Below are 26547 nucleotides of genomic sequence, written 5' to 3'. Positions count from 1 at the left end.
CTCCCGGCCGTCCCGCGAACGCGCGACGGACATATGACGTACATATGTTTCGCCGCACGTTTCGGCGAGCGGCCGTGGGGGAGGTCACTGACACGATGATCGGGTTGCGCGGCGGGGGCCACGCGTCCTAGAAAAGCAGTCGGGTGGAGATATGCATCGCGGTGGCGGACTGGGCGAGGGGACCGATGACCTGGGTCCTCGACGTGCCCGGCGGGGAAGGCACCGACGCGAGGCGGAGGAAGCGTCCGAAGCACGTCAGACACACGGCACACCGGGCGAGGCCGACCGGCTCGACGGGCGGGCCGGCCGGCTGGGGGCGGGGAGCAGGAATGGTGGTCGGGTGGGGGTGACCTACAAGTACTTCGGCGCGCCCGACGGCGCGACCGCGGCCCGCGTCCCGATCTCGATGCGCCCCGAGGAGCTGGGCGGCGACGAGCTCGGGATGAACGGCATGTTCACCAAGATCAAGCCGGAGACCATGGCCGCCATGGTCCTCACCGGCATCGAGGGCGTCCCCCTGCACAAGGTCCCCCCGCTGGAGCTGGTCGTCCTGCACCCCGACTACGCGGTCGTCAAGCTCCCGATGACGGTCGTCGACCCCCTGCGCGGCATCGGCGAGGAGGCGGTCGGCGCGGCCGCCTTCATATGGTCCACGGTCCCGGACCGAGGCGGCCCACGGGACGCGTTCAACGTGTACCAACTGCTGCACGAGTGGCAGGACTTCTCGCACCGGCTGCACGAGGCGGGGCATCAGCCTTATTGCCTGGTGTGGCCCTGAGCTGGGGTTTCGTGAGGGTCGGGCGGGGTCTTCGGGCCTCGCCCTTTTGCTTGCCGGGGAGGGGGCGTCAGGCGGCCAGGGCACATTGAGGGCACACCGGTCCTGCCAGGGGGCTGCCGAGGTGGAGTCCGGGTGGTGGGCAGGGCGCCGTCGGCTTCGCCTGTGCGGCACATTACGCGGGCAGATCCCATTTTCGGCCGTCCCGGAGCAGGACGGCACGGCACTCGCTCCACAAGCCCTGGATCTGGAAATCTACGGGCCGGCACGACGAATTGGAGCAGGAGGTAGCCCGCTCGTGACGGCGAACGCCAACCCCACCGTCAGGAGACGCCGCCTGGGAGCCGAGCTGCGTCGGCTTCGCCAGGCCAGTGGGCTGAAGGGCTCCGAGGTGGCAGAACGCCTCATGGTCTCCCAGCCCAAGATCAGTCATATGGAGAACGGCAACCGCGCCATCAAACCCCGTGATGTGCGCGATCTGTGCACCATCTACGGGGTGTCGGACCCGCAGGTCGTCGGCTCCCTCATGCGGATGGCTCAGGAGTCCGGACAGCACGGCTGGTGGCACTCCTACGGCGACATCCCCCAGAGCGTCTACATCGCCCTGGAGACGGACGCCGCCTCCCTCCACACCTACGAGTCCCTAGTCATCCCCGCGCTGCTGCAGACCCCCGCCTATGCCACCACGGTCATCGAGGAAACCATTCCCCGGCTCACCGCAGAAGAGGCGGCCGCGCACCTCAACGTGAGGTTGCGCCGTCAGCACCGGATCTACGACCCGGCTCGCCCGTTGCGTCTGTGGGCCGTCCTGGACGAATCGATGCTGCACCGCATGGTCGGCAGCCCCGACATCATGCGGGAGCAACTGGAACACCTGAACGTGCTTGCCACCGAGCCGCACATCACGGTGCAGGTTCTCCCCTACACGGCAGGGGCCCACCCAGGCATGTCAGGACAGTTCTCCATCCTGCGCTTCACCGACACGTCGGAGGCTGGGGTGGTGTGCCTGGACCGGCACACCAGCGATCTCTGCCTGGAGAAGCCGTCCGACGTGCAGCACTACAGCGTGCTGTACGACCACCTTCAGGCCCAGGCTCTCAGTCCTGACCGAACGCGCGGACTCATCAACGACGTCATCAAGGGATACATCGACGCGGTAAAGCGGCCCTGAGCGGTTCCCCGGCTCACCGCCGCCAGTCCCCGCGGTTCCGACGCCGGTCGTCACGGATCCGTTCCCGCCGGTCCCGGCGGCGGACGAGCTCGCCCGGCTCAAGGTCGCCCTCCATCAACCGCCCGACCGCGAGACCGACGGCGCCCAGCCCCAGGACCAGCAGGAACGCCCAGGCGTCCCCGAAATAGGCGGCGAAACCCAGGGCCATTCCCGTGATCAGGCCCACCATGGCTCTGCTCATCACGCGCTCCTTCGCCTACGCCGGCCCTTCGACCTCGACTACTGGACGCGCTGCCCCTCTTCCTCCTCTTCCTCCTCATCGGGCAGTTTCACGTCGCTCACCGTGATGTTGACTTCGACGACTTCCCGACCCGCCATCCGCTCCACGGCCGAAACCACGTTCTCGCGCACCTCACCGGCCACGTCCGTGATCGGGAAGCCGTAGTCGACGACGATCTCCAGATCAACGGCCGCCTGCAGCTCTCCGACCTCGACGCTGACTCCGCGGGTGGCGGACCGGCCGCTCCCGGCACCAGGCACCCGTTCCCGCATGGATCCCATCGCGCGGGCGGATCCGCTGCCCAGGGCATGGACGCCGCGCACGTCCCTCGCCGCCATTCCGGCGATCTTCGCCACCACTACATCCGCGATGGTCGTCCGGCCGCGAGACCCGGGCGCTCCACCACGCCTGACGCCGGTGTTCTCAGTCATCGGGACAGTCCTCCCTCACGAGGCCCACACGGCACTCTCGTTCAAATGTACGCCTTTCGTACTTTTTGCTCCAACCGGCATCGGGCACCCATCCACCCCTCAACACGGACCGCGTCGCGCCGCGAAATAAATCAAATCCCGCGCTTCCCGTCAGCCAACCCCGCCGACGTAAATATTAATTGCAGAATACTTGCGCGCATTGGGGTTCCTAATCTTCAACCGGGCACGACCCGCCCGCAATCAATCCTCCTCGGGCACATTTCTGCGTAATATTCCATCAATTCTCAAGCTTCCCGGGCAGAAAGAAGTCCCGGTAGCTCACGGCCCCTCCACAGGAAATGGCCTCTCAAATGAAGCTGAAGATCCCCCGGGCGGCCAGATGCCGCTCTTTGACCGGATGGCTGACCACAGGACTCGCTGCGACGGTTGCCGCCGTGATGGTCGCCGTCGTGCCGACACCTGCCGAGGCGATCGCCACGCCCGTCCCCCTCGGCACAGCTGCCAGTTTCTCGGTTCTGGCAGGCTCCGAGGTCACCAACACCGGACCGTCACTCCTCAGTCAGGATCTCGGAGTGAGTCCGGGGACGGCCATCTCCGGTTTCCCCCCGGGCCAGGTACTCGGTGCCGTGCACGCGGCGGACCAGGTAGCCAACAACGCCAAGAGCGACCTCGTCACGGCATACAACAACGCCGCGAGCCAGGCCACCGACTTCGCCCTCGCGGCGGGAATCGGTGCCGGTCAGACCCTGCTCCCCGGCGTCTACACCGCTTCGTCCGGTGTGGGCCTCACCGGTGACCTGATCCTGGACGCCGGCGGGAACCCGAACGCCGTCTGGGTCTTCCAGATCCCCGAGGCGCTGACGACGGCCTCCTCCAGCCGGGTGCTGCTCACGAACGGCGCCTCGGCGTGCAACGTGTACTGGCAGATCGGAAGTTCGGCCACGCTCGGCACCAACTCGACGTTCGTGGGCACCCTCATGGCTCTCACCTCGATCAGTGTGACCACGGGGACGAACATCGAAGGTCGGGCTCTCGCCCGCAACGGCGCCGTGACGCTCGACAACAACAGGATCTTCCCGGGCAGCTGCTCGAGCGCGACCTCCGGCACCACGTCCGGGACCACCACCGGCACGACGACCGGGACCACAACGGGCACGACGACCGGGACCACCACCGGTACGACGACCGGCACCACCGTCGGACTGATCGGTGGCGGCCTTTTGGGCGGGCCGCTCGTCACCGGCGGGGGCACCGTGGGGTCCACCTCCGGCAACACCGCCGGCAACACGGCGGGCAACACCGCAGGGAACACCGGTGGCAACAACGTCACCGCTGGAAACACCTCGGGCAACACCGCCGGCAACGCCACCGGCGGCCACGACGGCAAGCCCGGTGGGCCCGGCCACGGGGACGACCATGGCGGTAAGCCCGGTGGTGGCCACGGAGAGGGTCACGACGAGGGCGGCAAGCCCGGCAAGGAGCACGGAGGAATGCCCAGCAAGCCGGATCACGGCTACGGCATGGGATCTGACGAGTTCCCCGGCGGCTACGGCTACGGCGACGCCCCGAAGACCGAGGAACACGAGGACGCCAAGGGCTAGACAGCCCATCGAGCTGCGATGAGTCCCTTCACCGGATGACGGCGCGCTGCGGAATCACATCGATTCCGCAGCGCGCCTCCGGTGCGTCTCCAGATGCATACCGATCGCGGGCAGAAGACATGAAGGCAAGGTGGGCGGTGTCCAGCCGAATCGAACCAGTGGATGTGCAGGACCTCGGGCAGTGCGACTCCGGTCCGCCGCGGGAATGCCACGACGAAGCGGGCGCTTCCGGATCACGGCCGGTGGCCGTACGACTACTGAAAACGGTCCTGCATGCGACCGTGTTCCTCTGCCTGGCCGTGACTCTGGTCCACGTCGTCCTCGTCTTCTTCCACGTCGCACCGCCCAACCCCGTCTCTCGGCGATACAGCCAGCAGATCGACGCATGGGTCTACCCCCTCTTCGAACAGAACTGGCGGCTTTTCGCTCCCAATCCCGATTCCGTCAACCGACAGGTTTTGGCGAGAACCGCGCACGCCGGCCCCGATGGATCGATGCAGGTCAGTCCTTGGTTCGACCTGTCAGCCGTGGACAGTGAGGCCATCGAACACCAGGCGTTTCCCAGCCACACGGCGCAGAATCTGCTGCGACGCGCCTGGGCCGCTTACGCCGAAACGCACGGGAAGGACGACACCGCACGCTCGGAACGGGCCGTCATGCTCCAGAAATACATGAACAACATCGCCTCGGACCGCATCGCCGAACACCGCGGCGACAGCGTCCGCGACATCGACTTCATCCAGCTCCGAGTCATCACTCTCCCCGTCGCGGCGCCCGGCTCCAACGCAGCGGACAGCCCACCGAAACCTGTCGAGAACCGACTCCTGCCCTGGTGGAAGGTGACCTCTCATGGCAAGTGAGCAGCTGCGCAAGCTCCCAGCCGCGGCGATCGCGCTCGTCACCGGCCGGCCGGTATCCCTGTACGCCACGTCGGTGCTGCGCATCGGCTACGGACTGCTCTACCTGGTCTTCCTGCTCCGCGAGTTCCCGCACCGCCACGAGATCTGGGGGCCGGACTCCCCATGGACTCCCGCGCTGGCCGCGCAGCTCTTCGACCAGACCGGGTGGTACAGCTTCCTGCTCCTGTCCGACAGCCGCGCCTACTTCGAGCTGTGCTACGGGATGGCTGTGGTGACGTCCGCGCTGTTCATGCTCGGCTGGCGGACCCGGGCCACGTCCATCGTGTTCGCCGTCGTGGTGACGTCGTTCCACTCACGGTCGATCTTCATGACGGACGGAGGCGACAACCTGGTCCTCCTGATGTCCCTCTACCTCGTGCTCACCGCGTGCGGCCGACACTGGTCCCTGGACGCACGCCGCGAGCGGCGCAGGGCGGCTCGCGCGGCCGGTGCGGCGACCCGAGCGAAGAGTCCCGGCCCGACCGCTCGGCAACTCCGTGACGCCCGCGTCACCTTGACCACCGTGGTGCACAACTGCGGTGTCTTCATCATCGCGGCCCAGGTCTGCTTCCTGTACGGATCAGCCGGCCTGTACAAGGTCCAGGGATCGTACTGGGCCGACGGCACGGCACTCCACTACGTACTGCACCTCGAACTCTTCCAGCCCTGGCCCGCGCTCTCCCTCTTCCTGGACCAGTACCCTCTCGCGATCGCGGCCATCAGCTACCTGACCGTGCTCACCCAGGTCGCCTTCCCGTTCGTACTGTTCGGCAGGCTCAAGTACCCCGTCCTCGCAGTCCTATTGGGCATGCACGCCGGCATCGCGGTCCTGCTGGGGCTGCCGGTATTCTCGGGCGCCATGATCATCGCGGACGCCGTGTTCCTGCCCGACCGCTTCTACACCTCACTGCCCCGCCTGGGGCGCAGTACGGCACGGCGGCTCGGCCTACGGCTGCCGCGGCCCCGCGGAGAGACCGGGGTGGCCGGGAGTGGCACCGTGCCTCCGCAGGTCAAGTCCGGGAGCCTCGGCGTGCACCTGCGGTGACGGTCGGCGGAAGGGCGGAAGGGATGACACCGACGGTCCGCCGGGGCCACCGTCAGCGACGGCCTGCAGGGAGGGCGCAGGCCGCGGTTCCGCCCGGCAGGCGGTCGCGGTTGTTCGCGACGATCCGGTAGACGCCGTGCGCGACCCAGCGGAACGGCGGCAGGGTGAGCAGCGCGCCGAGAACGGCCCACCCCTTGCCTGCCCGCAGCAACAGCCTGGCCACCGCCTGCGCACCGCCGTGCACGGTCCCGTCGGGCGTGATCCACAGGGCCTCGTACTCGGCCTGACCCTGAGTGGCGCCCAGAGCGGCCAGGTCAGCGAACTGCCACGGCGTGATGGAGCAGTCGGGTCGTAGCAGGCGTTCGAGGAGGGTGACTGACGTCGTACAGAATCGGCAATCACCGTCGTAAACCAGCACAGGTCGGGTCCGCATGGCAGCAATCCTGCCTCACCAGGGCAGTCGGCCAGGGCAGGCCGCCCCATGGCGCTTCCGACGGTTCATCGTCACGAGCCGACGCGGCTGGGTTTTCGTGCCTCAGGCATGCGATGCAGCGGGTGGGGTCTGAGACGGCCACGGCCCGTTGATCGACCGGGGGCACCGATGTGCCCTGAGCGGAGGTCGGGTCGCCGCCCTTTACGCTTCGGCTTCGGCTTCGGTGAAGGCGTCGTCGATCGTCTTCCGGGTTCGACTCTCGCTGGACGGAAGAAGATGCGTGTACGTCCGGAGTGTGAAGCCCGGGTCCGAGTGGCCGAGGTATTCGGAGAGCGCCTTGATGCTCTCCCCCGCGTCCACGCCTCGACGAGCTGCTCAACGATCTGGCCACTGCCTCGTAGATCCCGGCGTCGGGGCCCTCCTGCCTCACCGGCCGGCCAACCGAAGGACAGGAGGCCGGTGAGCGGGGCGGGTCCGAGGAGTTCCCCCGACTCCACCTCTGCACGGACCCGCCCCACCCCCTGCCAGACGACATGGAGGCAACGTGCACCAACTGATCGCGAGCCCGTTCCTGGGCCAGTAGTACCTCCTCCTCCGACCCGGTCACGCCAGGGGGTTGGCCCTCCCCGAGTCCCGATTCGAGGAACTGCGCATGGCGGTCACCGAGGACCGGTCGGCCCCGGCCTGGCTCGCCGAGGCGACCACGGCCGCATGGCAGATGCCCGTGCCCACCGGGCCCCTGTGGGAAACCCTCCTTGTCCGGGAACGCTCCGCCTACGGGTACGTGAAGGCGGCATGGGAGATCAACCTCGGCTGTGACCACGACTGCGGCTTCTGCTACCTCGGCGAGAAGCGGTTCGAGTGCCTGGACTGCGACGACAAAACGCGCCTGCTCACCATGCTGCGCGATGCCGGCGTCCTGTGGCTCCAGATCACCGGCGGGGAGGCCCTGATCGACCCGCAGTTCGCCGCCGCGTACGAGTACGCCACCGGACTCGGCATGGTGATCCAGATCTCGACGAACGGCAGTCAGCTCCACAAAGTGAGGATGCAGGAGCTGTTCGTCCGACTGCGGCCCTACCGGCTGACGGTGAGCCTCTACGGAGCGACCGGAGAGACCTACGACGCCGTCACCCGCAACCGCGGCGCCTTCGACCGGTTCACCCGCGGCCTGGACGCCTCCCGCACGGCGGGACTGCCCGTCCGCATCAACATCATCGTCGCCGAGGAGAACGCCCACGAGGCGGACGACATGGTCCGCCTCGTGGAAGACCGCTGGGGCTTCCCGTACCAGGTCTTCACGAACATGTCCCCGACGATCGACGGAGAGGCGAAGCCGCTCGCCTCACAGGCCCAGAAGTACGTCCGCGCCCGCCGTTTCTTCACCGGCTGCAACGCCGGCCGCACCTTCTTCCACGTCGACCCGCACGGCATCGCCTCGGTCTGCAAGATCGGCCGCGATCCCAGCGTGAACCTCATGACCGAGGGCCTGACCGCCCTCCCCCGACTCGGCGGCATCGCCGAGTCCCTCCAGCTCCGCACCGGTGGATGCTCCGGCTGCTCGAAGATCGGCACCTGCAGGACATGCCGGCCGCTGGCCAAGCTCCACCAGGAGGCGGGGGACAACCGATCGCTCTACTGCCAACACGGAGGCTACGGAGCATGACTCCCACCAGCGCCACCCTGGCCCGACCCGCACCAGTCCCGGTCACCATCGGCCTGCGCCCGCCCACAGAGGCCACCGGCACCCTGCCCGTGCCCATCTCCGCGCCCCCGGTCCCTGAGGGTACGTTCCGGATCATCGGCGACCTGGACGTCGACGTCGCCGAGTCCGCCGGGTGCAGCTGCTCGGCCGGCGACGACCAGCCCTACTAGACCGGGGCTCCGCTCCGGCACGCTGCCCCGGCCGTACGCTGGCCGGGGCAGCCCGTCGCCTTCTCCGAGGAACTGCGCCGTGTCCATGATCCGCCGCCACTTCCACGACCTCCCGTGGAGGCACGCCAGGCCATCGCCGACAAGGCGGGCCCCGTCCACGCCGCCCGCACCGCCGACGGAGGGCTGAACTCAGGCATCGCCGCGTTCCTCGAAACGGATCACGACCCGGTCTTCGTCAAGGGCATCCCCACCGACCACCCACAGGCCCCGGCCCAGCATCGAGAGGCCGCAATCAGCCCACACCTCCCCCGTGCATGCCCCCGCCTGTACTGGCACATCGAGACGGCCGGCTGGGACCTCCTCGGATACGAAGTCCTCCCGGGACGGCACGCCGACTACAGCGCGGGCTCCCCAGACCTGCCCCTCGTCGCTGCGGCTCTTGCGGAACTCCAGGAGACCACCGCTCCCACGGACGTTCCCATCAAGGACGCCGAACAGCGCTGGGCCGCCTACGCCCCGCCCGGAACTGCCGCCCTCTTCTCTGGCGATACCCTCCTGCACACCGACCTCGCCCCGCACAACGTGCTCGTGGACGACCGCGCCCACATCATCGACTGGGCTTGGCCCACACGCGGCGCGGCCTGGATCGATCCCGCCATCCTCATCCTGCGCCTGCTCGAAGCCGGACACACGCTCGTTGAGGCGGACGCCTTCGCCCGCCGCTTCCCTTCCTGGCGCACCGCACCAGCGGAGGCCAAGGTCGCGTTCGCCGCCGCCAACGCCGCGGTGTGGGAGGAGATCTCCCGCATCGATGCCGCGCCCTGGAAGACTTCGATGGCCGGCCACGCGGTCGCCTTCCATGTCCACCTACGTGCCCAGGTCATCGGGAACCAGCCAACGTAAAGGGACTGCAGCCGGTGTCCAGCCCTGCGAGGGCACACTCGGGGCTACGGGTCGGACCACTGTCAACGCCGACGTCCTACCGGGAGCAGGGAGGAACACAGCGACCAGGTCAGGACAGTGGCAAAGCGTCTGTTTCCTGGCACCGAGGCGGTCCAGGAAAACGCGCCGACGACACCGTGCTCGCGAGTCGCGCGCATGTGGTGGACAGCGCCGGGCAGGGCTGGTGGCGCCCCGCAGCAGCCGACCGAAGGGATCCGCGAGAACCTGCATCTGCCTGTCGTCCCAACTGACTCAATCTCCAGACTGGTTGAGTAGAGCTCACGGAACGAGGATCGGCGCTACTCCGATCAGGTGACACCGAGCTCTGAGGCTTGAGGCATATGCCGCGATCCTGCGTTACTGGGCATATCCAACCAGGGCAGCCCGTTCCGTTCGGGGAGCGTGGCAACGGTGCGAGTTGCAGCCCTTCACACGTGGGGAGGTAAGCGGCTCCGCCGGGACCGCGATGGGCACCCCGGAGGGGTTGGATGGCCAGCCGGCATCGCGTGCGGTGCCGGCTGGTCTTTGCTCACGCAAGGGGAGGGCTCAAGGCGCACGCCGGTGGTACGCAGGTCTGCCCGCGCCCCGCTGCCGACGGAATTATGCGATTGACGTCTTGTCAAAGAGTAGCGCGTGTGGGGTACTTGAAATAGCGAACCGGCGGGCCGCCCATCCCAAGACCGGGGATCACGATCAAGGGCGGCATGTGCCGGTTCTTCTCCTGTGCGGCGCCGAGCGAAGCCCCTCGGCACGGCGGCACTCTTCAGTCGTCTGCTCTTGCGTGCAACTCCTCCGCGAAGGTCGGCTCCCAAAGCTCACGGTTTCGCTGCGCCCTGTCTGTTCCTGTCAGCGAGGAGTCTCTCCATGCCCATCTCTCCGAACCAGGGATCCACCGGCGGCGGTACGTTGGTGACGATCACAGGTACGAACCTGTCCGGCACAACCGCCGTCACCTTCGGCACCAGGCCGGCCACCAGCATCACCAACGTCTCTCCGACCCAGGTCACGGCCGTGTCCCCGTCGGGCACCGGCACCGTCGGAGTCACCGTGACCACCGCGGGCGGAACCAGCAACCCCGTCCCGTTCTTCTACGTAGGAGCACCGTTCAAGTCCTCGGTCGGCCCGACCTCCGGCCCGCTGGCGGGCGGCAACACGGTCACCCTCAACGGTGTCGGACTGGCGACGGCCACCAGCGTCGCCTTCGGCGCCAACACCGCCACACCCACGGTCGTCTCCGACACCCAGCTCACCGTCACCGTGCCGGCAGGAGCGGCGGCCGGCCCCGTGGGGGTGAGCGTGACCACCGCGGGCGGGACGAACAACGGTCTGTCCTACACCTACGTGGACGTCCCCACCGTGACCACCGTCGCACCTGCCTCCGGACCGACGTCGGGCGGCACCGGTGTCACCATCACCGGCACCAACCTCGACACCACCGAATCGGTCACCTTCGACGGCACCCCGGCGCCGTTCTCCGTGGTGAACGCCACCACGGTCTCGGCAGTGACCCCGCCCGGCGCCGCCGGTGCCGTCGACGTGGTGGTGACCAACGCGGCCGGATCCGACACAGCCGCCGACGCCTTCACCTACGTCGCCGGCCCCGGCATCTGACCCGCACCCCCGCTGCCGCCCGGCATACATCGGGCGGCAGCCCTGCCCACCGTTCGAGCGGGGGAACCCGTGCCGGGCGGACAGTCTCCGGCTTCTCCCGTGCGGTGACTCCCAGCCCGGGCCGGCGCCCTCGTCGGCCCGGGCTTCACCCAGGCTGCCATTGGAGCAACCTTCATGCCGCCCACGATCACTACCATCAACCCCACACAGGGGCCCACTACCGGGGGCACCGTCGTCACCCTCACCGGCACGGCGATGACGGGAACCACCGCCGTACGCTTCGGCAGCACCAACGCCACCTCCTTCACCGTCAATTCGGCCACCCAGATCACGGCTGTGAGCCCACCCCGCGCCGCCGGTGCGGCCGCAGTGACGCTCATCCATCCGACCGGGACCAGCAACTCGGTGACATTCACCTACGTTGTCGCGCAGGTCCCCCAGATCACGGGGGTGACGCCTGCCAGCGGCCCGACGGCCGGCGGCACCACTGTCATCCTTTCGGGAACGGGGTTCACCGGAGCTACGGCGGTCACCTTCGCGGGAGTCCCGGCCACGTCGTTCCTGGTGAACTCAGCCACCCAGATCACCGCTGTCTCCCCCTCCGGCGTCGCCGGGGCCGCCGCGGTGGCCGTGACCGCGCCGGGAGGCACCAGCGCCCCGGACGCCTACTTCTTCTACGCAGCGCCGCCCGCTCTCCACAGCGGCAGCCCCGCCCAGGGCCCGACGGCCGGCGGCACTGTGGTCACACTCATCGGAAGCAACCTGCTCAACGCCGGCGCCGTGCTCTTCGCCTCCATCAATGCGGCCTCCTTCACCGTGGTGTCGGCGACTCAGATCACGGCCTCCGCTCCTCCGGGGACAGGCAGCGCGCCGATCACGGTGGTGACGCCGGGCGGCACGAGCAACCCCGTCGCCTTCGCCTACGTCGCCCCGCCCACGCTGTCGGCACTGGTTCCCATTACCGGCCCGGCATCAGCGGGCACCGTGGTCACCCTCACCGGCACGAACCTCGCCACTGCCTCGGCTGTCACCTTCGGGAGCACGGCCACCTCGTTCACCGTGGTGTCCGACACGCAGGTCACCGCGGTCGCACCCGCAGGCGCCCCAGGTCCGGTCACGGTATCGGTCACCACGGCGGGCGGCATCAGCCCCGGGCTTTCCTACACACGAACCGCCACGCCCGGTATCTGACCCGGCGACCGGAGGGACAACAGCCTCACACCCTGCGCGAGCATCCGCTCGGTTCCCTCGCATGGCCGCCCGGCGAGCGGCGCAGGCCGCTAATCCGACCAGGCTACTTATCAGCGCCGCGTCCCAGGAAGGCAGAAGCGACCGCCATAGCGTGAGGGTCCACGGCACCCGCACTCTGCGGACCGGAAACGGAAGCAAGGAACCGAACGGTGCACATCACGCCACGTAGAGCGCGACTGGTCGTCGCCGCAGCCCTGGCCGCCACACTGGGGCTCGCCTCACCCGCCTGGGCCGTACCCTCGACCACCACGGTGACAGCCAACCCTCAGTCGACCGAGGTGAACGCCCCCGTGCAACTGGCGGCCACAGTCGACTGCCCTTCCGATCCCACCGGCGGCCTCGGCGTCACATTCTTCGACGGCAGTGACCTGCTCGACACCGTGCCTGTCAACGCCAACGGCCAGGCCACCTACACCGCCGCCTTCACCACCACCGGCACCCACACCATCACCGCCGCCTACAACGGCAACGCCGACTGCGACGCCTCAAACAGCACCACGACCGTCCAGGTCACCGCAGCCCCGACACCCCCCGGCCCGACCCCCGGCCTCTGTCTTCTGGCCTGCGGCGGCCTGATCAACTTCAACGTCGGCGACATCACCAACACCATCAACAACTCATACACATACAAGTCCCATGACCAGCGGCACCAGCGCTAGCTAGGCGGTTCCGTTCTGCTCGGCGGGCGGACCGGCCGAGGGCGCGCGGGATGTGGAGTCCGGCGAAGTAGATGGTCGCGATCGTCTCGTAACGGTGGCGATACCGCCTGAGCCCGTACGGCTTGCACCCGGTCGTCCGCATCCGGATTTTCCACAGCAGATGGCGGCCCCGCTCCCAGTACGCTCGGCACAGTCCGGCTGGACGGTGTACCGGAACGGCGAAAGGTCCTTCGCCGGCGCCCGATCACCTGCTCGACGCACTCACCGTGCCGCACCCGGATGTCGGCCCTACGTTGGCCTCATGAACGACCCGGAGCAGAACAAGGCCGCTGCCAAGGCGTTCTACGACCTGATGTTCAATCAATGCCGCCCCGCAGAGGCCATCGACCAGTACGCTGGCGACACCTACATCCAGCACAACCCGCACGTCGGCGACGGCAAGCAGGCGTTCATCGACTACTTCGAGCGCATGGCCGCCGAGTATCCGGGCAAGCGCGTCGAATACAGGCGTGCCTTCGCCGACGGCAACCACGTCATCCTGCACTGCCACCAGACCTGGCCCGACGAGGAGTACGCGGGCATCGACATCTTCCGCTTCGACGCCGACGGCAAGATCGTTGAACACTGGGACGTCCTCCAGGTCATCCCGCCCACATCCAAGAACGACAACACCATGTTCTAGGCGGTTTAGTTCTGTTCAGCGGGCGGAGAAGAGGAAGGTGCCCGTGATCTCAAGTCCGGTGAGGAAGATGGTCGCGGTCCTCTCGCAGCAGGTGGCGACGCAACACGGTTGATGTACTGCTCCACCATGCTGCGTTGCCGTACGCCTCTCAGCAAGCACTCGCGGATCGCGCGGAAGGAGTACGCCCCGTTCCCCGGCGCTGGTGCATCGCCGTCCTGACCAGCGACGAGGGCGAACGCCAGTGCCCGTCACCGGCCTCGGCCGCGACGTGTACCTGCGTGGGCAGTCCGCCGCGGGACCGCCCGAGGGAACCATCGTCCGGTTCGCCGACCCGTGGGCCCTTCCTAGGGGCGCCGACCGCATGTCGGTGAGAGGGCACGGTTTCGCAGCCAGGGCAGGGCACATCCAGGGCACATGAGCCTGGGAATCGGCGTTGACCCGTGAGAACTACCGTGACAAGTTCCCGCAGGTCAACGCTCACTTCGCCGAGAAGAACCAGCTCAGCGCCCTCCCGCCCCCAATCGCTGCACGAGTGGCAGGACTTCTCGCACCGGCTGCATGAGGCGGGGCACCAGCCGTACTGCCTGGTGTGGCCCTGAGCCGGGGTTTCGGTGATCGTGGGCGGGGTCTTCGGGCCTCGCCCTTTTCCGTGCCGGGGAGGGCCGTCGGGTGGCCGGGGCACGGGCGCCGGTCACGGGCCGGTCGCGCCCTCCCGGGCCGCGAACGCCCCCCGGGGTGAGGAGCGGGATGTCGCTTGCCGACCACCATGTGGCCGCCACCTGCCGCCCTTTTCGGCGGTTTAAGGGCAAGGATGAGTGGTGCCGGCGCGACCGCGGGGCGGGTACTCCGCGGTCTTCAGCGCCGCGGTCCGCCACCGACCCGAGAAGGACGACGCCCCATGACTCTGCACAGGACCGCCGCCGACTGCGCGCAGGAGCTTCCCGGAGCCGAGCCGGATCATCCCTTCGGGGACGACTGGGAGGTCTTCAAGGTGCGCGGCAAGGTGTTCATGCTGATGACCGAGGTCCCCGGGCGGCCCGTCGTGATCCTCAAGGCGGACCCCGGCGAGGCCCTCGCCCTGCGGCAACACAACAGCCACATCACCCCCGGCTACCACATGAACAAGAAGCACTGGATCACGCTTGAGGACGGGGACGGTGTCGACGAGTCCCTCGTCCGGGAGCTCGTCACCGAGTCCTACCGGCTCGTCGTCGCCCACCTGCCCAAGGCCGAGCGGCCGGTCGACCCGCACACCTACGCCGGCGGCACGCGGGCGTCCCGGTGAGCGCGGTCGGCGACCGGCTCCAGGACGCCGCCCGTAAGGCGGCACTCGCCCTGCCCGACGTCAGCCACGGGCGCCCCTTCACCCCCCAGCTCGACGTGTACAAGGTCGCGGGCAGAGTGTTCCTCATCGTCACCGACGACCCGGACGAGCAGATCATCACGGTCAAGTGCGACCCCGAACACGCCCGCGCCCACGTGCGGCACTACGCCTCCGTCACGCCGGGCCGCTACCTCGACAAACGCCACTGGATCACGCTCGGGCCCGGCCCCGGCATCACCAAGGGGCTGGTCACGGACATGGTCGAGGACTCCTACGACCTGGTCGTCGACCGTTTGCCGCGACGCGACCGCCCCGACCCCCGGTGATCAATCCAGGCGCACCCGCCGGCAACGGGCGAGCCGGCGCCTGCCGGCGAAGACACCATCGTCAGGGTCGGTCTCGTCGCCTTGTCGCCCGGAGTCGCGGGTGGGAGGCCGTCACGAACCGCAGCAGCCGCCGCCGTCGGTCTGCTGGGTGCCGGGGGTGTCGAACAGGCCCGCGCCGCCGCAGACCCCGGTCTCGGGGAGGGTGAGTTCGACCCGGTCCGCGGAGTCGAGGTCGCCGGCGAGCGCGGCGGCCACGGAGCGCACCTGCTCGTAGCCGGTCATGGCGAGGAAGGTCGGAGCGCGGCCGTAGGACTTCATTCCGACCAGGTAGACGCCCTGCTCGGGATGGGACAGCTCGCGGTGGCCGTGCGGGTAGACCGTGCCGCAGGAGTGCTGGTTCGGGTCGATCAGCGGGGCCAGTGCCACCGGGGCCTGAAGACGCTCGTCCAGGCCCAGGCGCAGCTCGTCCAGGAAGGACAGGTCGGGGCGGAAGCCGGTCAGGACGATGACCTCGTCGACCGGGTCGAGGCGGCGGCCGTCCTCGCCCACCAGGACGAGGCGTCCGTCGGCGTCGCGTTCGAACTCCGCGGTGCGGAAGCCGGTGACCGCGTCCGCGTGCCCCTTGTCGACGGCGGCCTTCGCGGCGAGGCCAAGGGCGCCGCGGGCGGGCAACTGGTCGGCGGTGCCGCCGCCGAACGTGGAGCCGGAGATGCCGCGGCGCAGGATCCACACCGCGTGCGTGCCCGCACCGCCCTCGGACTCGGCCAGCTCGGCGAGGTACGCGAGCGCGGTGAAGGCGGAGGCGCCCGAGCCGATGACGGCCGTGCGCCTGCCCGCGTACCGGGCGCGGACGGCCGGGTCCTTCAGATCCGGTACGCGGTAGGTGATCCGGTCGGCCGCCGCCCTCTCGCCGAGCGCGGGCAGGCCACTGCCGCCGGCCGGGCCGGCCGTGGCCCACGTACCGGAGGCGTCGATCACGGCGCGGGCGTGGATACGCTCCTCGCGGCCGTCGGCGTTCTCGACGTGCACGACGAACGGCTGCTGCTCCCGGCCGGCGTCGACGATCCGGTCGCGTCCGGCCCGGGAGACACCGGTGACGGCGGCACCGGTGCGGACCCGCTCGCCGAGGACGTCGGCGAGCGGCCGCAGGTACTGCTCGGTCCAGTCGCCGCCGGACGGGTACGTCGCCGGGTCGGGGCGGGTCCAGCCCGTGGGGGCGAGAAGCTTCTCGGCGGCCGGGTCGACGACCTCGCCCCAGGTGGAGAACAGGCGTACGTGGCTCCACTCCCGGACGGCCGCGCCGGCGCTGTCGCCCGCTTCCAGGACGAGGTGCTCGATGCCTCGCCCGGCCAGGTGTGCGGCGGCGGCCAGTCCGACCGGACCGGCGCCAATGATGATCACGGGCAGCTGCGGGGTGCTCATCGTGCTCGGTCTCCTCTGGAGGCGGAAGGGCGGCGCACGAAGTTTGATTCGACGCCTGTCGATACAACGGAGATTGCCACCTGCATCGACGGGTGTCAACATAGACGCATGTCGAAATCAGAGGCCATGGAGAAACCAGAGGCCGTCGAGAAACAAGAGGCCGTGGAACTGCCCGTCCTCCAGGACGCCGACGTCGTGCCCTGCTGCCCGCCGATCACGGCCGGGGAGCTGTCCCCGGCCGACGCGGAGCGGACGGCCGCCATGTTCAAGGCGCTCTCCGACCCGGTGCGGCTGCGGCTGTTCTCCAAGGTCGCCTCCCACCCGGGGGGCGAGGCCTGCGTGTGCGACATCGCCGACGTCGGCGTCTCCCAGCCGACCGTCTCCCACCACCTGAAGAAGCTGCGCGAAGCCGGGCTGCTGACCTCGGAGCGGCGCGGCACCTGGGTCTACTACCGGGTCGCGCCGTCCGTGGTGGCGGCCATGGCCGCCATGCTCGACCTGCGCGGGTGAGTCAGCCGCCCGGACCGCGGTGACTCGGCCGGGCGGCCGTGAACGTCCGGCGCCGGGCCAGGGAGACGTGGACCAGCGCCACGAGGACGGGGACCTCGATGAGCGGGCCGACGACGCCGGCGAGGGCCTGGCCGGACGTGACGCCGAACGTCGCGACGGCGACCGCGATGGCCAGCTCGAAGTTGTTGCCGGCGGCCGTGAAGGCGAGCGTGGCGGTTCGGTCGTAGGCGAGGCCGACGGCCTTGCCCAGGGCGAAGGCGCCGAACCACATCACCGCGAAGTAGAGCAGCAGCGGCAACGCGATGCGGGCCACGTCGAAGGGCTGCGAGGTGATCGTCCTCCCCTGGAGGGCGAAGAGGACGACGATCGTGAAGAGCAGGCCGTACAGCGCCCAGGGGCCGATCCTCGGCAGGAACTTCCGCTCGTACCTCTCGCGGCCCACCCGGCGCTCGCCGACGCGTCGGGTGAGGAAACCCGCCAGCAGCGGGATGCCGAGGAAGACGACCACGTTCAGGGCGATCTTCCCCATGGAGACGTCCAGGTGCTCCCCGTCGCCGAGGCCCAGCCAGCCGGGCAGCAGGTCGAGATAGAACCAGCCGAGCAGGCCGAACGCGATCACCTGGAAGACGCTGTTGAGGGCGACGAGCACGGCGGCGGCCTCGCGGTCGCCGCAGGCGAGGTCGTTCCAGATGATCACCATCGCGATGCAGCGGGCCAGGCCGACGACGATCAGACCGGTGCGGTACTCGGGCAGGTCGGGCAGGAAGGTCCAGGCCAGGGCGAACATCACCGCGGGCCCCAGGACCCAGTTGAAGACCAGCGAGGACACCATGAGCTTCTTGTCGCCGGTGACGGCGTCGAGCCGGTCGTAGCGGACCTTGGCCAGGACCGGATACATCATGATCAGCAGGCCGAGCGCGATCGGCAGGGAGATCCCACCGAGCTCCACCTCCGCCAGTACGTCGCCCAGGCCCGGGACGACCCGGCCCAGCCCGAGGCCGAGGCCCATCGCGAGCAGGATCCACACCGCCAGGTACCGGTCGAGGGTGGAGAGCTTGGCGACGACCGAGGAGTCCCCGGCGTCGGACACGGGCGTCGTGGTGGGCTCGGTGGGGGTCACGGGCAGGCCCTCTTGTTCCCGGCGGCCGTGCGGGCGGAGGCGGCGAGCTCGCCGAACTGCCCGGACAGGCCGGCCAGGACCTCGGGCTTGAGCCGGTAGTAGGTGTAGCGGCCGCACGGCTCGGTCTCCACCAGCCCGGCCTCGCGCAGCACCCTCATGTGGTTGGACAGGTTGGTCTGCCTGGCCCCGGTCTCCTCGACCAGGTGCGTGGTGCACAGCGTCTCGCGCGCCAGCAGGGTCACGATCCGCAGCCGGAGCGGATCGCCCAGCGCCCGGATCACATCAGGATCGACTGAAGTCAGCATGGGCTGATACTTTCACATCACTGTTCGCCGATGCCGGCGGATGCCCGACACCCACGACGGACCGCGAGACGAGAGCACCCCGATGCACGAGAAATCCGGCAGGAAGCCCTCCGTCCTGTTCGTCTGCGTCCACAACGCCGGCCGCTCCCAGATGGCCGCCGCCTGGCTCACCCACCTGGCAGGCGACCGCGTCGAGGTCCGCTCCGCCGGCTCCGCACCGGGCACCGAGGTCAACCCGGCCGCCGTCGGGGCGATGGCCGAGGTCGGCATCGACATCTCCGCCGAGATCCCCAAGGTCCTCACCGTGGACGCGGTGAAGGAATCGGACGTGTGCGTCACGATGGGCTGCGGCGACACCTGCCCGGTCTTCCCCGGCAAGCGCTACCTCGACTGGACGCTGGACGACCCGGCCGGCCAGGGCCTCGAAGCGGTCCGCGCCATCCGCGACGAGATCCGGACCCGCGTCGCCGCCCTCATCGCCGAGATCGACGCCGAGGGCGCGTCGAAGACACGGGCGCAGGGGCCCGGAGGACGCCGCTGACCCGCGCCGACGGAGCGGTGTTCCGCTCCTCCTTCCGGCGTACGCCCGGTAGTCCCGGCCCGACCCGCGGGTGACAGTGGCGGGGGACGGGTGCCGCGGCGGCCCGTCCCGGCACGCCGTTCGCGAGGGAGCGTCGATGGCACGGAACGCGGGTCCTCGGCGTGGGCGGCGCTCAGTGGTCCGGCCGCCGCACGGCGGTGTCTCGTGAGCCACCCGGGCACCCTCGTCCTGATCATGGCCGCCGCGGTCCTGGCGCCGCTCCTCGTCCACGCCACAGGGCGGCGGGTCCGTGTCCCGCTGGTCATCTTCGAGATCGTCCTGGGCATCCTGATGGGGCCCGACGTGCTCGGCTGGGCCCGTCCCGGCGAGGTCGTCGACACGCTGGCCGACCTCGGTCTGTCCATGCTGATCTTCCTGGCCGGCTACGAGATCGATTTCGCCGCCGCCCGCGGCGACACCCTGCGCCGCGCCCTGTGGTCCTGGCCGGTCGCCCTGGCCGCCGGGATCGCGCTGGCGCTGCTCGTCAGCGGCGGGGACGTCTTCGAGGCTTTCGTCGTCGGCACCGCCCTCACCAGCACCACGCTCGGCACCGTACTGCCGATGCTGCGGGACCGCGGCGAGCTGCGCGGGCGATTCGGGACGGTGATCTCGGCGTTCGGCGCCGTCGGCGAGTTCGGGCCGGTGATCGCCGTGGCGCTGCTGCTCAGCGGACGCCGGCCGGCCGAGTCGGCGGCGCTGCTGGCCGCGTTCGGGGCGATCACGGCCGCCGCCGTGTTCTGGGCGCTGCGCCCGAGGCCGCCCTGGTTCGCCCGGCTGACCGAGCTGACCCTGCACAGCAGCGGCCAGTTCGCGGTCCGGTTCGTGATGCTGCTGCTCGCCTGCATGCTGGGCCTCGCCGAGGTCTTCGGCCTCGACGTGCTGCTGGGCGCGTTCGCCGCCGGCGTGCTGACCCGGCTCGTACTGCACCGGGCCGCGCCCGCGAGCAGCGGGGAGGTCCTCGGCAAGGTGGAGGCCATGGGCTTCGGCTTCCTCGTGCCCCTCTTCTACGTCGTCACCGGCATCGAGTTCGACCTGGACGCGCTGTTGCACGACCCGGGCGCCCTGCTGCTGGTGCCGGGCTTCCTCCTGCTCTTCCTGCTGGTGCACGGCATCCCGGTGTACGTCCTCGCACCCAGGGACCTGAGCCGCAGGGACCGGGGGGCATTGGCGCTGTTCACCTCCACGTGCCTGCCGCTGGTCGTCGCCATCACGGCCATCGGTGTCGACCAGAAGCTGATCGACACGGACCTGGCGGCCTCGCTGGTCGGTGCCGCGATGGTCTCCGTACTCGTGTTCCCGCTGATCGCCGCGCGGGTGCGGGCCACGGACCGGACGGCCGGGGCGGCCCCGCTGGCGGGCGGGGCGAGGGACTCGGAAGCCTGGTGACCTCTGGACCTGATACCCCAGGGGGGTATATAGTCCGGGTCATGGACCACAGCACGCACCAACACGGGACCACGTGGGCGACCGCGATGCGGGCGACGCTGCACTGCCTCACCGGGTGCGCCGTCGGCGAGATCCTCGGCATGGTCATCGGCACCGCCCTGATGTGGGGCAACGTGCCGACCATGGTGCTGGCCATCGCCCTGGCCTTCGTCTTCGGCTACTCCTTCACCCTGTTCGCCGTCGTGCGCGCCGGGGTGTCCATGAAGGCCGCGGTCAAGGTGGCACTGGCCGCCGACACCGTCTCCATCGCCGTGATGGAGCTGGTCGACAACGGGATCGTCGCCCTCGTTCCGGGCGCGATGGACGCGCACCTGTCGGACGGGCTGTTCTGGTATTCCCTGCTCGGCGGCTTCGCCGTGGCGTTCGTGATCACCACGCCGGTCAACAGGTGGATGATCGGCCGCGGCAAGGGCCACGCCGTCGTCCACGCCTACCACTGACCGCCCCCGGCACGCTGCGCGCCGGTCTCAGCCCAGGCCGGCGAGCAGTTCCTCGCACGCCTGCTCGCAGCCGCGGCACGCCTCGGCGCAGACCCGGCAGTGCTCGTGCATACCGGCGTGCCGGGCGCACTCGTCGCCGCACGCCCCGCAGACGGTCACGCAGGCCTCGAGCACGGCCCGGGTCACGTTGGCGTCGTAGCCCGTGTGCCGGGACAGGATTGCGGCCGTGGCGCCGCAGACGTCGGCGCAGTCCATGTCGGTGCGGATGCACTTGGTCAGATCGGCGACCGTGCTCTCCGACAGACAGGCGTCGGCGCAGGCCGTACATGCCTGGGCGCACCTGAGGCACTCCTCGATGCACCTGGCCATGGCGTCCCGGTCCACGCCGCCCAGGCCGGCCGGGTAGGTACGGAGCAGGTCGTTGACGGTGGTGGTCATGGTGGCCGCTCCCCTTCCGCTCGCGTGTACGTCTCGGTGCCTGCCGGGTTTCACCGTGCGAGGCACCACAAACCGCCGCCGGACCTCCGTGGGTAAGCTCGCCGCCGTGGCCGCCGTCCGCCGACCGAGAGCAGCGAGAAGAGCACCGTGAGCCCGTACGACTGCGAGTACGAGTACGAGAAGGACGGCGCGGCCATCTACCGCCAGTCGTTCGCCACCATCCGCGCGGAGGCCGACCTCTCCGGCCTGCCGGCGGACGTCGGCCGGGTCGCGGTCCGGATGATCCACGCCTGCGGCATGGTCGACCTGGTCCGCGACCTGTCCTGGACCCCCGGCGTCGTCTCCCGCGCCCGCGAGGCCCTGAAGGCCGGTGCGCCGGTGCTGTGCGACGTACGGATGGTGGCCAGCGGTGTGACGCGCGCGCGGCTGCCCGCGGACAACGACGTCGTGTGCACCCTGTCCGACCCCGCCGTCCCCGAGCTGGCGGCCCGGCTCGGCACCACGCGCAGCGCCGCCGCGCTCGAACTGTGGCGCGACCGGCTGGAGGGGGCCGTGGTCGCCGTCGGCAACGCGCCCACCGCGCTCTTCCGGCTGCTGGAGATGATCGACGCGGGGGCGCCCCGCCCGGCCGCCGTCATCGGCGTACCGGTCGGCTTCGTCGGTGCCGCCGAGTCCAAGGACGCGCTGGCGGCCCACCCCTCGGGTGTGGAGCACCTCGTCGTACGGGGGCGTCGCGGGGGCAGCGCCATGGCCGCCGCCGCGGTCAACGCGATCGCCCGCGAGGAGGAGTGAGCCGCGGGACGGCGGGTCGTACGTGACCCGACGGAGCGGCGTCGCGCACGGTTTCTAGCGCGGTGAGCGCCTCGCGTGCGCCTCCGCGACCCACCGGGCCGCCTGTTCGGGTTCCGGCACGACCCGCACTCCCTCGGGCACCGGGGGCCTGCGCACCACGAGCACGGGCAGCCCGGCCTCACGGGCGGCCGTCAGCTTCGGTGCGGTGGCCGCTCCCCCGCTGTCCTTGGTGACCAGGACGTCGATCCGGTGCCGGCGCAGCAGCTCGCGCTCCCCGTCGAGGGTGAAGGGGCCGCGGTCCAGCAGCACCTCCATGCGGGGCGGACAGGGCGCCTCGGGCGCGTCGACGGACCGTACGAGGAACCAGGTGCCGGTCAGGCCGGCGAAGGCGGCCAGGCCCGTGCGGCCGGTGGTGAGGAAGACGCGCCGGCCGAGCGCGGGCAGCAGTGCGGCGGCCTCCGTCAGGGAACCGGCCTCGTGCCAGACGTCCCCTTCGCCCCGCCGCCAGCCGGGTCGGCGCAGCGCGAGGAGGGGGACCCGGGCGGTCGCGGCGGCGTGTGCCGCGTTGCGGCTGACGGTGTCGGCGAAGGGGTGCGTGGCGTCGACGAGGACGTCCACCGCGTGTTCGCTGAGCCAGGCGGCGAGTCCTCCGGCGCCGCCGAAACCGCCGACGCGCAGCTCGCCCGGCGGTGTCCTGGGCGCGGCCACCCGGCCGGCCAGCGAGGTCGTCACGCGGAGCCCCGGGAGCGGTCCGGCCGGTCCCGCCGGACCGGCTGCCAGCAGTTCGGCGAGGCGGCGGGCCTCCGTGGTGCCGCCGAGGATCAGCACGTGCACGGCAGAGCCTTCCCTTCCTGGGGTTCTCGCGGGCGGTCGCGTCGACCCAAGCACACCCTCCGCTCCACGGTGCTCCCCGCGTGTCCGGGCCATACCGGAAGACGATCGGAAGCGCATCGGAACTCCGGAAATCTGGTTCCGGAAGCGCCGTCACTGGTCGGATCGGTCGATGCACATGGCACATCGGCCCACTCGGGGGCGCGTGCCGTATCCGCCCGGCCGGATACCGGCGGCAATGAGGTGACAGATGAGCAGTACCCGCGTCCCGTCCGGCGCCCGGGGTTCCTACCCCGCACCGGGGCTCGCACTCACGCCCGGCCCCGTACGCAACCAGGCCCTGGCCGTGATCGCGATCCCGTTCGTCCTCATAGTCGTGCTGGCCGTCGTGCTCGCCACGACCGGCCCGGACGACGGGGCACCCGCCACCGACGGGCTCTACGGCAGCGGAGCGCTCCCGGGCTGGGGGTCCGACCCGACCGACGACGGCACGACCGACGACGGCACCTCGGGCGACGGCACCGACCCCGACGGCACCAGCGGCCTGACGGGCGGAGACACCTACCCCTGGGACGACGACACGTACGGCGACGACACGTACGACGACGGCACCACGGACGACACGGCCACGGACGACACGGCCACCGACTCCGCCACCGACGGGGCCACCAGTGACGAGACCGGGCCGGAGGCGACCGTGACGGCGTACTTCGACGCCATCAACAACCGCGACTTCGCGGCCGCGTGGGAGCTGGGCGGCAAGAACCTCAACCAGGACTACGACACCTTCGTCGCCGGCTTCGCCACGACCCAGCGGGACGACCTCACCGTGACCGGCACGTCCGGCGACTACGTCTCGGTCACGGTCGTGGCCTGGGAGACCGACGGCACGCAGACGACGTACGTGGGCACCTACACGGTCGGCGGCGGCGTCATCACCGCGGCCGACATGCGGGAAGGGAACTGAACAGCCATGACCACCCATGCCGCCCCGCCGCCCCCGGACGCGACGAGCAACGCCACCCGGCTGATGTGCGCGGGCACCTATCTCGACCCCGTCTACCGCAAGGGCGTCATCCGGGAGCTGCTGACCCACCGCTACCGGGTGGTCGCCCCCTCCTACGGCTACGACGCCGCCCCCGTCCTGGCGCACGCCCTGGCCGCCCACAACCTGCGCCGCAACCAGCTGATCGCCCTCGGGACGGGCGCGGTCGTCGTCGCCCTGCTCATGGCCGCGGACGTACTGGGCGGCTGGACGGCCGCCCTGTTCGTCTTCTGGCTCGCCTGGGCCACGATGTTCCTGCGCCGGCTCGCCATCCTCCAGACCCTCGCCGAGCACCTGGCGCCCCCCGCGGGCGGCCGCACCGGATTCGACGGCTCCCACCCGATCACCTCGCGCCTCACCCCGGAACTGGTCGGCAAGATCAACCGGGAGCAGGCCTCGGACACCGTGTACTACGGCGGCTACAAGCCGTTCGTCGGCGCCGGCCACTCGATCAAGCGGTGGGCCAACGCGGAACTGCTGCTCGGCGTCCCGAAGTCCCGGGCCGGCGCGTTCGGCCAGGGGCTGCTCAACGGCCACGTCCCCGCGCAGCACGGGCCGGCGGACGACGCGGACGGCACGGGCGAGGCCGGGCGGACGGAACGCAAGCCGATCATCCCCTTCACGGTCGACGACATCACCAGCCGGGTCTGCACGGAGATGCTCGCGGAGCTGCGCGACAAGCCCGTGCCGAGCGACCGCATCGAGCTGCTCTCCGTCGACCGGCGCCGGTTCACCAAGGCGGTGCGGACCGCCGAGGGCAGCGACCCCGTCGCCGTGCTCCTGGACACGCCCGACCCCGACCGTCCCGACCACGACGCAGGACACTGGCGGGAGGACTACGACGCCCGCCGCGAGTACCTGTGCGTCCGCATCGGCGCCTGGCAACAGGAGCTGGTCACCTCGGTGTTCATCGGATTCGACATCAAGGGCAGCACCCTGCACACCGAGTTCTACACCTACGTGCTCGGTCCCCTGCCGGAGAGCTTCCACCTCGCCGACCGGCTGCCGGCCACGATCGGCGGCAAGCTCATGCTGCGCATCGCCTGGGACGTCACCCGCAGCGCGCCCGGCGAACTCCTGCGGCTGATCGCCAACCCGCTGCGCGAGCGGCTGCCCAGCCGCTTCGGCACCGACACCGTCCGCAAGCTGGTGGGCCAGCCGGCCGACACCAGCGAGTTCCGGCTCGGCCGCTACGCCCTGACCGCGGTGGACTGCGGCGCCCTCACCAGCGTCCGCGAGCTGGCGCCCAACCACGACTTCCACCACTTCTTCCAGGAGTCGGACGCGATCAAGTACGTCCAGATCATCGAGCGCCACCTGCTGCAGATCGTCGGCGACTTCCTGCGCGACCACGACGTCGACACCCGTGAGCACGACGCGAACCAGACCAACATCCTCCAGCAGAACTTCGGCGCCAACAGCACCAACAACTTCGGCGGCAACCAGAGCGTCGGCAACACCAACACCACCCAGACCTTCGGCAGCAACTCCAGCGTCACCAGGGAGGCACGGCAGGCATGAGCGGCCAGCAGTTCCACGGCAACAGCTTCGGCCAGGGCAGCACGAACAACTTCGGGGGCAACCAGAGCGCCGGCAACACCGACACCACCCAGACCTTCGGCGACGACTCCCCCGTGCACGCCGCGCCGCCCTCGCCGTCCACCCCGCCCGCACAGCCGTACGCCGGCGGATGGCGGCGCCAGGCCACCGCGGCACCCGGGGACGCCGAGCGGGCCCGGAGCGTCTTCGTCGTGCACGGCCGCGACGACCAGGTGCGGCGCGAGATGTACGAGCTGCTGCGCCGGCTCGATCTGCGGCCCAAGGAGTGGGAGGACCTGGTCCGGGCGACCGGCCAGGCCTCCCCCTTCCTGGGGGACGTGGTCGCCGCCGCCCCCGCACAGGCCCAGGCGGCCCTGGTCCTGCTCACCCCGGACGACGTCGTCACCCTCCACCCCCAGCTGCGCGGGCACAACGAGCCCGACCACGAGACCCGGCCGGTGTGCCAGCCGCGCCCGAACGTCCTGATCGAGCTGGGCATGGTGCTGATGGCCTACCCGGAGCGCACGCTGATCGTCGAGGTCGGCGGGGTGCGGCCGATCGCCGACATCGCGGGCCGCAACGTCATCCGCTTCGACGGCTCCGAGACGGCGCTCGGCAAGGTCGTGGAGCGGCTGAAGCTGGCGGGCTGCACGGTCAACGACACCGGCTCCGACTGGCGCCAGACCTACCCCTTCCGCCATCTGTCCGCCTACCACCGCAGGCCGTAGGCGCACGCCACCGCCGGCCGTACGCGTCCGGCGGATCCGGCGCCGC

The 26547-nt window shown here is 70.1% G+C and carries 31 protein-coding genes and 1 pseudogene; 22 read left to right on the top strand and 10 right to left on the bottom strand.

Annotated elements, in window-relative coordinates; translation table 11 throughout:
- Nucleotides 1-151: 151 nt before the first annotated feature.
- Together ACZ6IM_RS23615 and ACZ6IM_RS23610 are read left to right on the top strand one after the other, a co-directional pair.
- The gene (locus ACZ6IM_RS23615) at nucleotides 152-778 is read left to right on the top strand and encodes a hypothetical protein (protein WP_469558792.1); all 627 of its coding nucleotides are present in this window, start codon (nucleotides 152-154) and stop codon (nucleotides 776-778) included.
- 295 nt (nucleotides 779-1073) lie between these two features.
- Nucleotides 1074-1946, top strand: coding sequence for a helix-turn-helix domain-containing protein (locus tag ACZ6IM_RS23610; protein ID WP_052839374.1), 873 nt, complete (start codon nucleotides 1074-1076; stop codon nucleotides 1944-1946).
- 13 nt (nucleotides 1947-1959) lie between these two features.
- Here the strand turns inward: ACZ6IM_RS23610 and ACZ6IM_RS23605 are convergent, their stop codons facing one another.
- The 3 genes from ACZ6IM_RS23605 to ACZ6IM_RS23595 all read right to left on the bottom strand — a co-directional run bounded on the left by ACZ6IM_RS23605 (nucleotide 1960) and on the right by ACZ6IM_RS23595 (nucleotide 3135).
- Nucleotides 1960-2187, bottom strand: a complete 228-nt coding sequence (locus ACZ6IM_RS23605; RefSeq protein ID WP_052839373.1) for a hypothetical protein — start codon at nucleotides 2185-2187, stop codon at nucleotides 1960-1962.
- Between the two features lie 38 nt (nucleotides 2188-2225).
- Entirely contained in the window at nucleotides 2226-2657 is a 432-nt protein-coding gene (locus ACZ6IM_RS23600) for an Asp23/Gls24 family envelope stress response protein (RefSeq protein ID WP_052839372.1), read from the bottom strand.
- 346 nt (nucleotides 2658-3003) lie between these two features.
- Nucleotides 3004-3135: a hypothetical protein gene (locus tag ACZ6IM_RS23595; RefSeq protein ID WP_308293441.1), complete on the bottom strand. Its 132-nt coding sequence runs from the start codon at nucleotides 3133-3135 to the stop codon at nucleotides 3004-3006.
- Here ACZ6IM_RS23595 and ACZ6IM_RS23590 point away from each other — a divergent pair.
- The 3 genes from ACZ6IM_RS23590 (at nucleotide 3107) to ACZ6IM_RS23580 (ending at nucleotide 6202) form a co-directional block, all read left to right on the top strand.
- Nucleotides 3107-4258: an ice-binding family protein gene (locus ACZ6IM_RS23590; RefSeq protein ID WP_469558787.1), complete on the top strand. Its 1152-nt coding sequence runs from the start codon at nucleotides 3107-3109 to the stop codon at nucleotides 4256-4258. The genes ACZ6IM_RS23595 and ACZ6IM_RS23590 overlap by 29 nt on opposite strands.
- Before the next feature lie 242 nt (nucleotides 4259-4500).
- Nucleotides 4501-5118: a DUF5819 family protein gene (locus tag ACZ6IM_RS23585; protein ID WP_052839370.1), complete on the top strand. Its 618-nt coding sequence runs from the start codon at nucleotides 4501-4503 to the stop codon at nucleotides 5116-5118.
- Nucleotides 5108-6202, top strand: coding sequence for an HTTM domain-containing protein (locus tag ACZ6IM_RS23580; RefSeq protein WP_052839369.1), 1095 nt, complete (start codon nucleotides 5108-5110; stop codon nucleotides 6200-6202). Before ACZ6IM_RS23585 ends, ACZ6IM_RS23580 begins: the two co-directional genes overlap by 11 nt.
- Before the next feature lie 52 nt (nucleotides 6203-6254).
- Here ACZ6IM_RS23580 and ACZ6IM_RS23575 read toward each other — a convergent pair whose 3' ends face one another.
- Together ACZ6IM_RS23575 and ACZ6IM_RS23570 are read right to left on the bottom strand one after the other, a co-directional pair.
- Nucleotides 6255-6635, bottom strand: a complete 381-nt coding sequence (locus tag ACZ6IM_RS23575; protein ID WP_052839368.1) for a thiol-disulfide oxidoreductase DCC family protein — start codon at nucleotides 6633-6635, stop codon at nucleotides 6255-6257.
- A 204-nt stretch (nucleotides 6636-6839) separates the two neighbouring features.
- Nucleotides 6840-6995, bottom strand: a pseudogene (locus ACZ6IM_RS23570) (site-specific integrase); the annotation flags it as partial.
- Nucleotides 6996-7287: 292 nt separating this feature from the next.
- On the opposite strand from ACZ6IM_RS23570, the gene ACZ6IM_RS23565 reads away from it, so the two are divergent.
- From ACZ6IM_RS23565 to ACZ6IM_RS23525, 9 genes are all read left to right on the top strand, one after another.
- Nucleotides 7288-8301, top strand: coding sequence for a radical SAM protein (locus ACZ6IM_RS23565; RefSeq protein WP_469558783.1), 1014 nt, complete (start codon nucleotides 7288-7290; stop codon nucleotides 8299-8301).
- The gene (locus tag ACZ6IM_RS23560) at nucleotides 8298-8510 is read left to right on the top strand and encodes a hypothetical protein (protein ID WP_052839367.1); all 213 of its coding nucleotides are present in this window, start codon (nucleotides 8298-8300) and stop codon (nucleotides 8508-8510) included. The genes ACZ6IM_RS23565 and ACZ6IM_RS23560 overlap by 4 nt, the downstream gene beginning before the upstream one ends.
- Before the next feature lie 114 nt (nucleotides 8511-8624).
- Nucleotides 8625-9413: a protein kinase family protein gene (locus ACZ6IM_RS23555; protein ID WP_469558780.1), complete on the top strand. Its 789-nt coding sequence runs from the start codon at nucleotides 8625-8627 to the stop codon at nucleotides 9411-9413.
- Nucleotides 9414-10316: 903 nt separating this feature from the next.
- Complete coding sequence (locus ACZ6IM_RS23550) at nucleotides 10317-11063, top strand: IPT/TIG domain-containing protein (protein ID WP_469558777.1); 747 nt, start codon at nucleotides 10317-10319, stop codon at nucleotides 11061-11063.
- Between the two features lie 174 nt (nucleotides 11064-11237).
- A complete protein-coding gene (locus tag ACZ6IM_RS23545; RefSeq protein ID WP_469558774.1) occupies nucleotides 11238-12254 on the top strand; it encodes an IPT/TIG domain-containing protein in 1017 nt (338 codons plus the stop codon).
- Between the two features lie 209 nt (nucleotides 12255-12463).
- Nucleotides 12464-12973 (top strand): Ig-like domain repeat protein, encoded by a 510-nt coding sequence (locus tag ACZ6IM_RS23540; protein WP_361460897.1) that lies wholly within the window; start codon nucleotides 12464-12466, stop codon nucleotides 12971-12973.
- Nucleotides 12974-13274: 301 nt separating this feature from the next.
- Nucleotides 13275-13655, top strand: a complete 381-nt coding sequence (locus ACZ6IM_RS23535; protein ID WP_052839363.1) for a nuclear transport factor 2 family protein — start codon at nucleotides 13275-13277, stop codon at nucleotides 13653-13655.
- A gap of 898 nt (nucleotides 13656-14553) precedes the next feature.
- Nucleotides 14554-14940: an MmcQ/YjbR family DNA-binding protein gene (locus ACZ6IM_RS23530; protein WP_052839362.1), complete on the top strand. Its 387-nt coding sequence runs from the start codon at nucleotides 14554-14556 to the stop codon at nucleotides 14938-14940.
- Nucleotides 14937-15305, top strand: a complete 369-nt coding sequence (locus ACZ6IM_RS23525; protein ID WP_052839361.1) for an MmcQ/YjbR family DNA-binding protein — start codon at nucleotides 14937-14939, stop codon at nucleotides 15303-15305. Before ACZ6IM_RS23530 ends, ACZ6IM_RS23525 begins: the two co-directional genes overlap by 4 nt.
- Before the next feature lie 111 nt (nucleotides 15306-15416).
- Here ACZ6IM_RS23525 and ACZ6IM_RS23520 read toward each other — a convergent pair whose 3' ends face one another.
- Nucleotides 15417-16727: an NAD(P)-binding domain-containing protein gene (locus tag ACZ6IM_RS23520; RefSeq protein ID WP_052839360.1), complete on the bottom strand. Its 1311-nt coding sequence runs from the start codon at nucleotides 16725-16727 to the stop codon at nucleotides 15417-15419.
- A 108-nt stretch (nucleotides 16728-16835) separates the two neighbouring features.
- Here ACZ6IM_RS23520 and ACZ6IM_RS23515 point away from each other — a divergent pair, with 108 nt between their 5' ends.
- Nucleotides 16836-17237, top strand: coding sequence for an ArsR/SmtB family transcription factor (locus ACZ6IM_RS23515; protein WP_469558768.1), 402 nt, complete (start codon nucleotides 16836-16838; stop codon nucleotides 17235-17237).
- Nucleotide 17238: 1 nt separating this feature from the next.
- On the opposite strand, the gene arsB is transcribed toward ACZ6IM_RS23515, so the two are convergent.
- The gene (gene arsB, locus ACZ6IM_RS23510) at nucleotides 17239-18357 is read right to left on the bottom strand and encodes an ACR3 family arsenite efflux transporter (protein WP_052839359.1); all 1119 of its coding nucleotides are present in this window, start codon (nucleotides 18355-18357) and stop codon (nucleotides 17239-17241) included.
- Complete coding sequence (locus ACZ6IM_RS23505; RefSeq protein WP_052839358.1) at nucleotides 18354-18662, bottom strand: ArsR/SmtB family transcription factor; 309 nt, start codon at nucleotides 18660-18662, stop codon at nucleotides 18354-18356. The genes arsB and ACZ6IM_RS23505 overlap by 4 nt, the downstream gene beginning before the upstream one ends.
- Nucleotides 18663-18744: 82 nt before the next feature.
- On the opposite strand from ACZ6IM_RS23505, the gene ACZ6IM_RS23500 reads away from it, so the two are divergent.
- The 3 genes from ACZ6IM_RS23500 to ACZ6IM_RS23490 all read left to right on the top strand — a co-directional run bounded on the left by ACZ6IM_RS23500 (nucleotide 18745) and on the right by ACZ6IM_RS23490 (nucleotide 21128).
- On the top strand, nucleotides 18745-19203 hold the full coding sequence (locus ACZ6IM_RS23500) for an arsenate reductase ArsC (protein ID WP_052839580.1): 459 nt from the start codon (nucleotides 18745-18747) through the stop codon (nucleotides 19201-19203).
- 204 nt (nucleotides 19204-19407) lie between these two features.
- On the top strand, nucleotides 19408-20628 hold the full coding sequence (locus ACZ6IM_RS23495) for a cation:proton antiporter (protein ID WP_469558764.1): 1221 nt from the start codon (nucleotides 19408-19410) through the stop codon (nucleotides 20626-20628).
- Between the two features lie 41 nt (nucleotides 20629-20669).
- A complete protein-coding gene (locus tag ACZ6IM_RS23490; RefSeq protein ID WP_469558762.1) occupies nucleotides 20670-21128 on the top strand; it encodes a DUF4396 domain-containing protein in 459 nt (152 codons plus the stop codon).
- Between the two features lie 27 nt (nucleotides 21129-21155).
- Here ACZ6IM_RS23490 and ACZ6IM_RS23485 read toward each other — a convergent pair whose 3' ends face one another.
- A complete protein-coding gene (locus ACZ6IM_RS23485) occupies nucleotides 21156-21566 on the bottom strand; it encodes a four-helix bundle copper-binding protein (RefSeq protein ID WP_052839355.1) in 411 nt (136 codons plus the stop codon).
- Between the two features lie 147 nt (nucleotides 21567-21713).
- Here ACZ6IM_RS23485 and ACZ6IM_RS23480 point away from each other — a divergent pair, with 147 nt between their 5' ends.
- Entirely contained in the window at nucleotides 21714-22358 is a 645-nt protein-coding gene (locus ACZ6IM_RS23480) for a precorrin-8X methylmutase (protein WP_052839354.1), read from the top strand.
- A 54-nt stretch (nucleotides 22359-22412) separates the two neighbouring features.
- On the opposite strand, the gene ACZ6IM_RS23475 is transcribed toward ACZ6IM_RS23480, so the two are convergent.
- Nucleotides 22413-23192, bottom strand: a complete 780-nt coding sequence (locus ACZ6IM_RS23475) for a cobalt-precorrin-6A reductase (RefSeq protein ID WP_052839353.1) — start codon at nucleotides 23190-23192, stop codon at nucleotides 22413-22415.
- 247 nt (nucleotides 23193-23439) lie between these two features.
- Between ACZ6IM_RS23475 and ACZ6IM_RS23470 the strand changes: the two genes are divergently transcribed.
- Genes ACZ6IM_RS23470 through ACZ6IM_RS23460 form a run of 3 tightly spaced genes read left to right on the top strand, consistent with a single transcriptional unit; the run spans nucleotide 23440 to nucleotide 26501 of the window.
- A complete protein-coding gene (locus ACZ6IM_RS23470; protein ID WP_469558759.1) occupies nucleotides 23440-24156 on the top strand; it encodes a hypothetical protein in 717 nt (238 codons plus the stop codon).
- A 6-nt stretch (nucleotides 24157-24162) separates the two neighbouring features.
- On the top strand, nucleotides 24163-25755 hold the full coding sequence (locus ACZ6IM_RS23465; protein ID WP_469558757.1) for a hypothetical protein: 1593 nt from the start codon (nucleotides 24163-24165) through the stop codon (nucleotides 25753-25755).
- Complete coding sequence (locus ACZ6IM_RS23460) at nucleotides 25752-26501, top strand: TIR domain-containing protein (RefSeq protein ID WP_469558754.1); 750 nt, start codon at nucleotides 25752-25754, stop codon at nucleotides 26499-26501. The genes ACZ6IM_RS23465 and ACZ6IM_RS23460 overlap by 4 nt, the downstream gene beginning before the upstream one ends.
- The last annotated feature ends 46 nt before the right edge of the window (nucleotides 26502-26547 follow it).

This window comes from Streptomyces sp. NPDC042336 (assembly GCF_055581985.1).
The sequence above is the reverse complement of the archived record's forward strand: the minus strand, read 5'-3'. Positions and strand labels throughout refer to the sequence as shown.

Bases quoted from the DNA above. Each gene is read 5' to 3' on its own strand.
- ACZ6IM_RS23530 (WP_052839362.1), top strand. From the start codon at position 14,554: ATGACTCTGCACAGGACCGCCGCCGACTGCGCGCAGGAGCTTCCCGGA.
- ACZ6IM_RS23615 (WP_469558792.1), top strand. From the start codon at position 152: ATGCATCGCGGTGGCGGACTGGGCGAGGGGACCGATGACCTGGGTCCT.
- ACZ6IM_RS23470 (WP_469558759.1), top strand. From the start codon at position 23,440: ATGAGCAGTACCCGCGTCCCGTCCGGCGCCCGGGGTTCCTACCCCGCA.
- ACZ6IM_RS23605 (WP_052839373.1), bottom strand. From the start codon at position 2,187: ATGAGCAGAGCCATGGTGGGCCTGATCACGGGAATGGCCCTGGGTTTC.
- ACZ6IM_RS23550 (WP_469558777.1), top strand. From the start codon at position 10,317: ATGCCCATCTCTCCGAACCAGGGATCCACCGGCGGCGGTACGTTGGTG.
- ACZ6IM_RS23515 (WP_469558768.1), top strand. From the start codon at position 16,836: ATGTCGAAATCAGAGGCCATGGAGAAACCAGAGGCCGTCGAGAAACAA.
- ACZ6IM_RS23565 (WP_469558783.1), top strand. From the start codon at position 7,288: ATGGCGGTCACCGAGGACCGGTCGGCCCCGGCCTGGCTCGCCGAGGCG.
- ACZ6IM_RS23505 (WP_052839358.1), bottom strand. From the start codon at position 18,662: ATGCTGACTTCAGTCGATCCTGATGTGATCCGGGCGCTGGGCGATCCG.
- ACZ6IM_RS23485 (WP_052839355.1), bottom strand. From the start codon at position 21,566: ATGACCACCACCGTCAACGACCTGCTCCGTACCTACCCGGCCGGCCTG.
- ACZ6IM_RS23460 (WP_469558754.1), top strand. From the start codon at position 25,752: ATGAGCGGCCAGCAGTTCCACGGCAACAGCTTCGGCCAGGGCAGCACG.
- ACZ6IM_RS23560 (WP_052839367.1), top strand. From the start codon at position 8,298: ATGACTCCCACCAGCGCCACCCTGGCCCGACCCGCACCAGTCCCGGTC.
- ACZ6IM_RS23580 (WP_052839369.1), top strand. From the start codon at position 5,108: ATGGCAAGTGAGCAGCTGCGCAAGCTCCCAGCCGCGGCGATCGCGCTC.
- ACZ6IM_RS23575 (WP_052839368.1), bottom strand. From the start codon at position 6,635: ATGCGGACCCGACCTGTGCTGGTTTACGACGGTGATTGCCGATTCTGT.
- ACZ6IM_RS23520 (WP_052839360.1), bottom strand. From the start codon at position 16,727: ATGAGCACCCCGCAGCTGCCCGTGATCATCATTGGCGCCGGTCCGGTC.
- ACZ6IM_RS23490 (WP_469558762.1), top strand. From the start codon at position 20,670: ATGGACCACAGCACGCACCAACACGGGACCACGTGGGCGACCGCGATG.
- ACZ6IM_RS23545 (WP_469558774.1), top strand. From the start codon at position 11,238: ATGCCGCCCACGATCACTACCATCAACCCCACACAGGGGCCCACTACC.
- ACZ6IM_RS23500 (WP_052839580.1), top strand. From the start codon at position 18,745: ATGCACGAGAAATCCGGCAGGAAGCCCTCCGTCCTGTTCGTCTGCGTC.
- ACZ6IM_RS23465 (WP_469558757.1), top strand. From the start codon at position 24,163: ATGACCACCCATGCCGCCCCGCCGCCCCCGGACGCGACGAGCAACGCC.
- ACZ6IM_RS23535 (WP_052839363.1), top strand. From the start codon at position 13,275: ATGAACGACCCGGAGCAGAACAAGGCCGCTGCCAAGGCGTTCTACGAC.
- ACZ6IM_RS23600 (WP_052839372.1), bottom strand. From the start codon at position 2,657: ATGACTGAGAACACCGGCGTCAGGCGTGGTGGAGCGCCCGGGTCTCGC.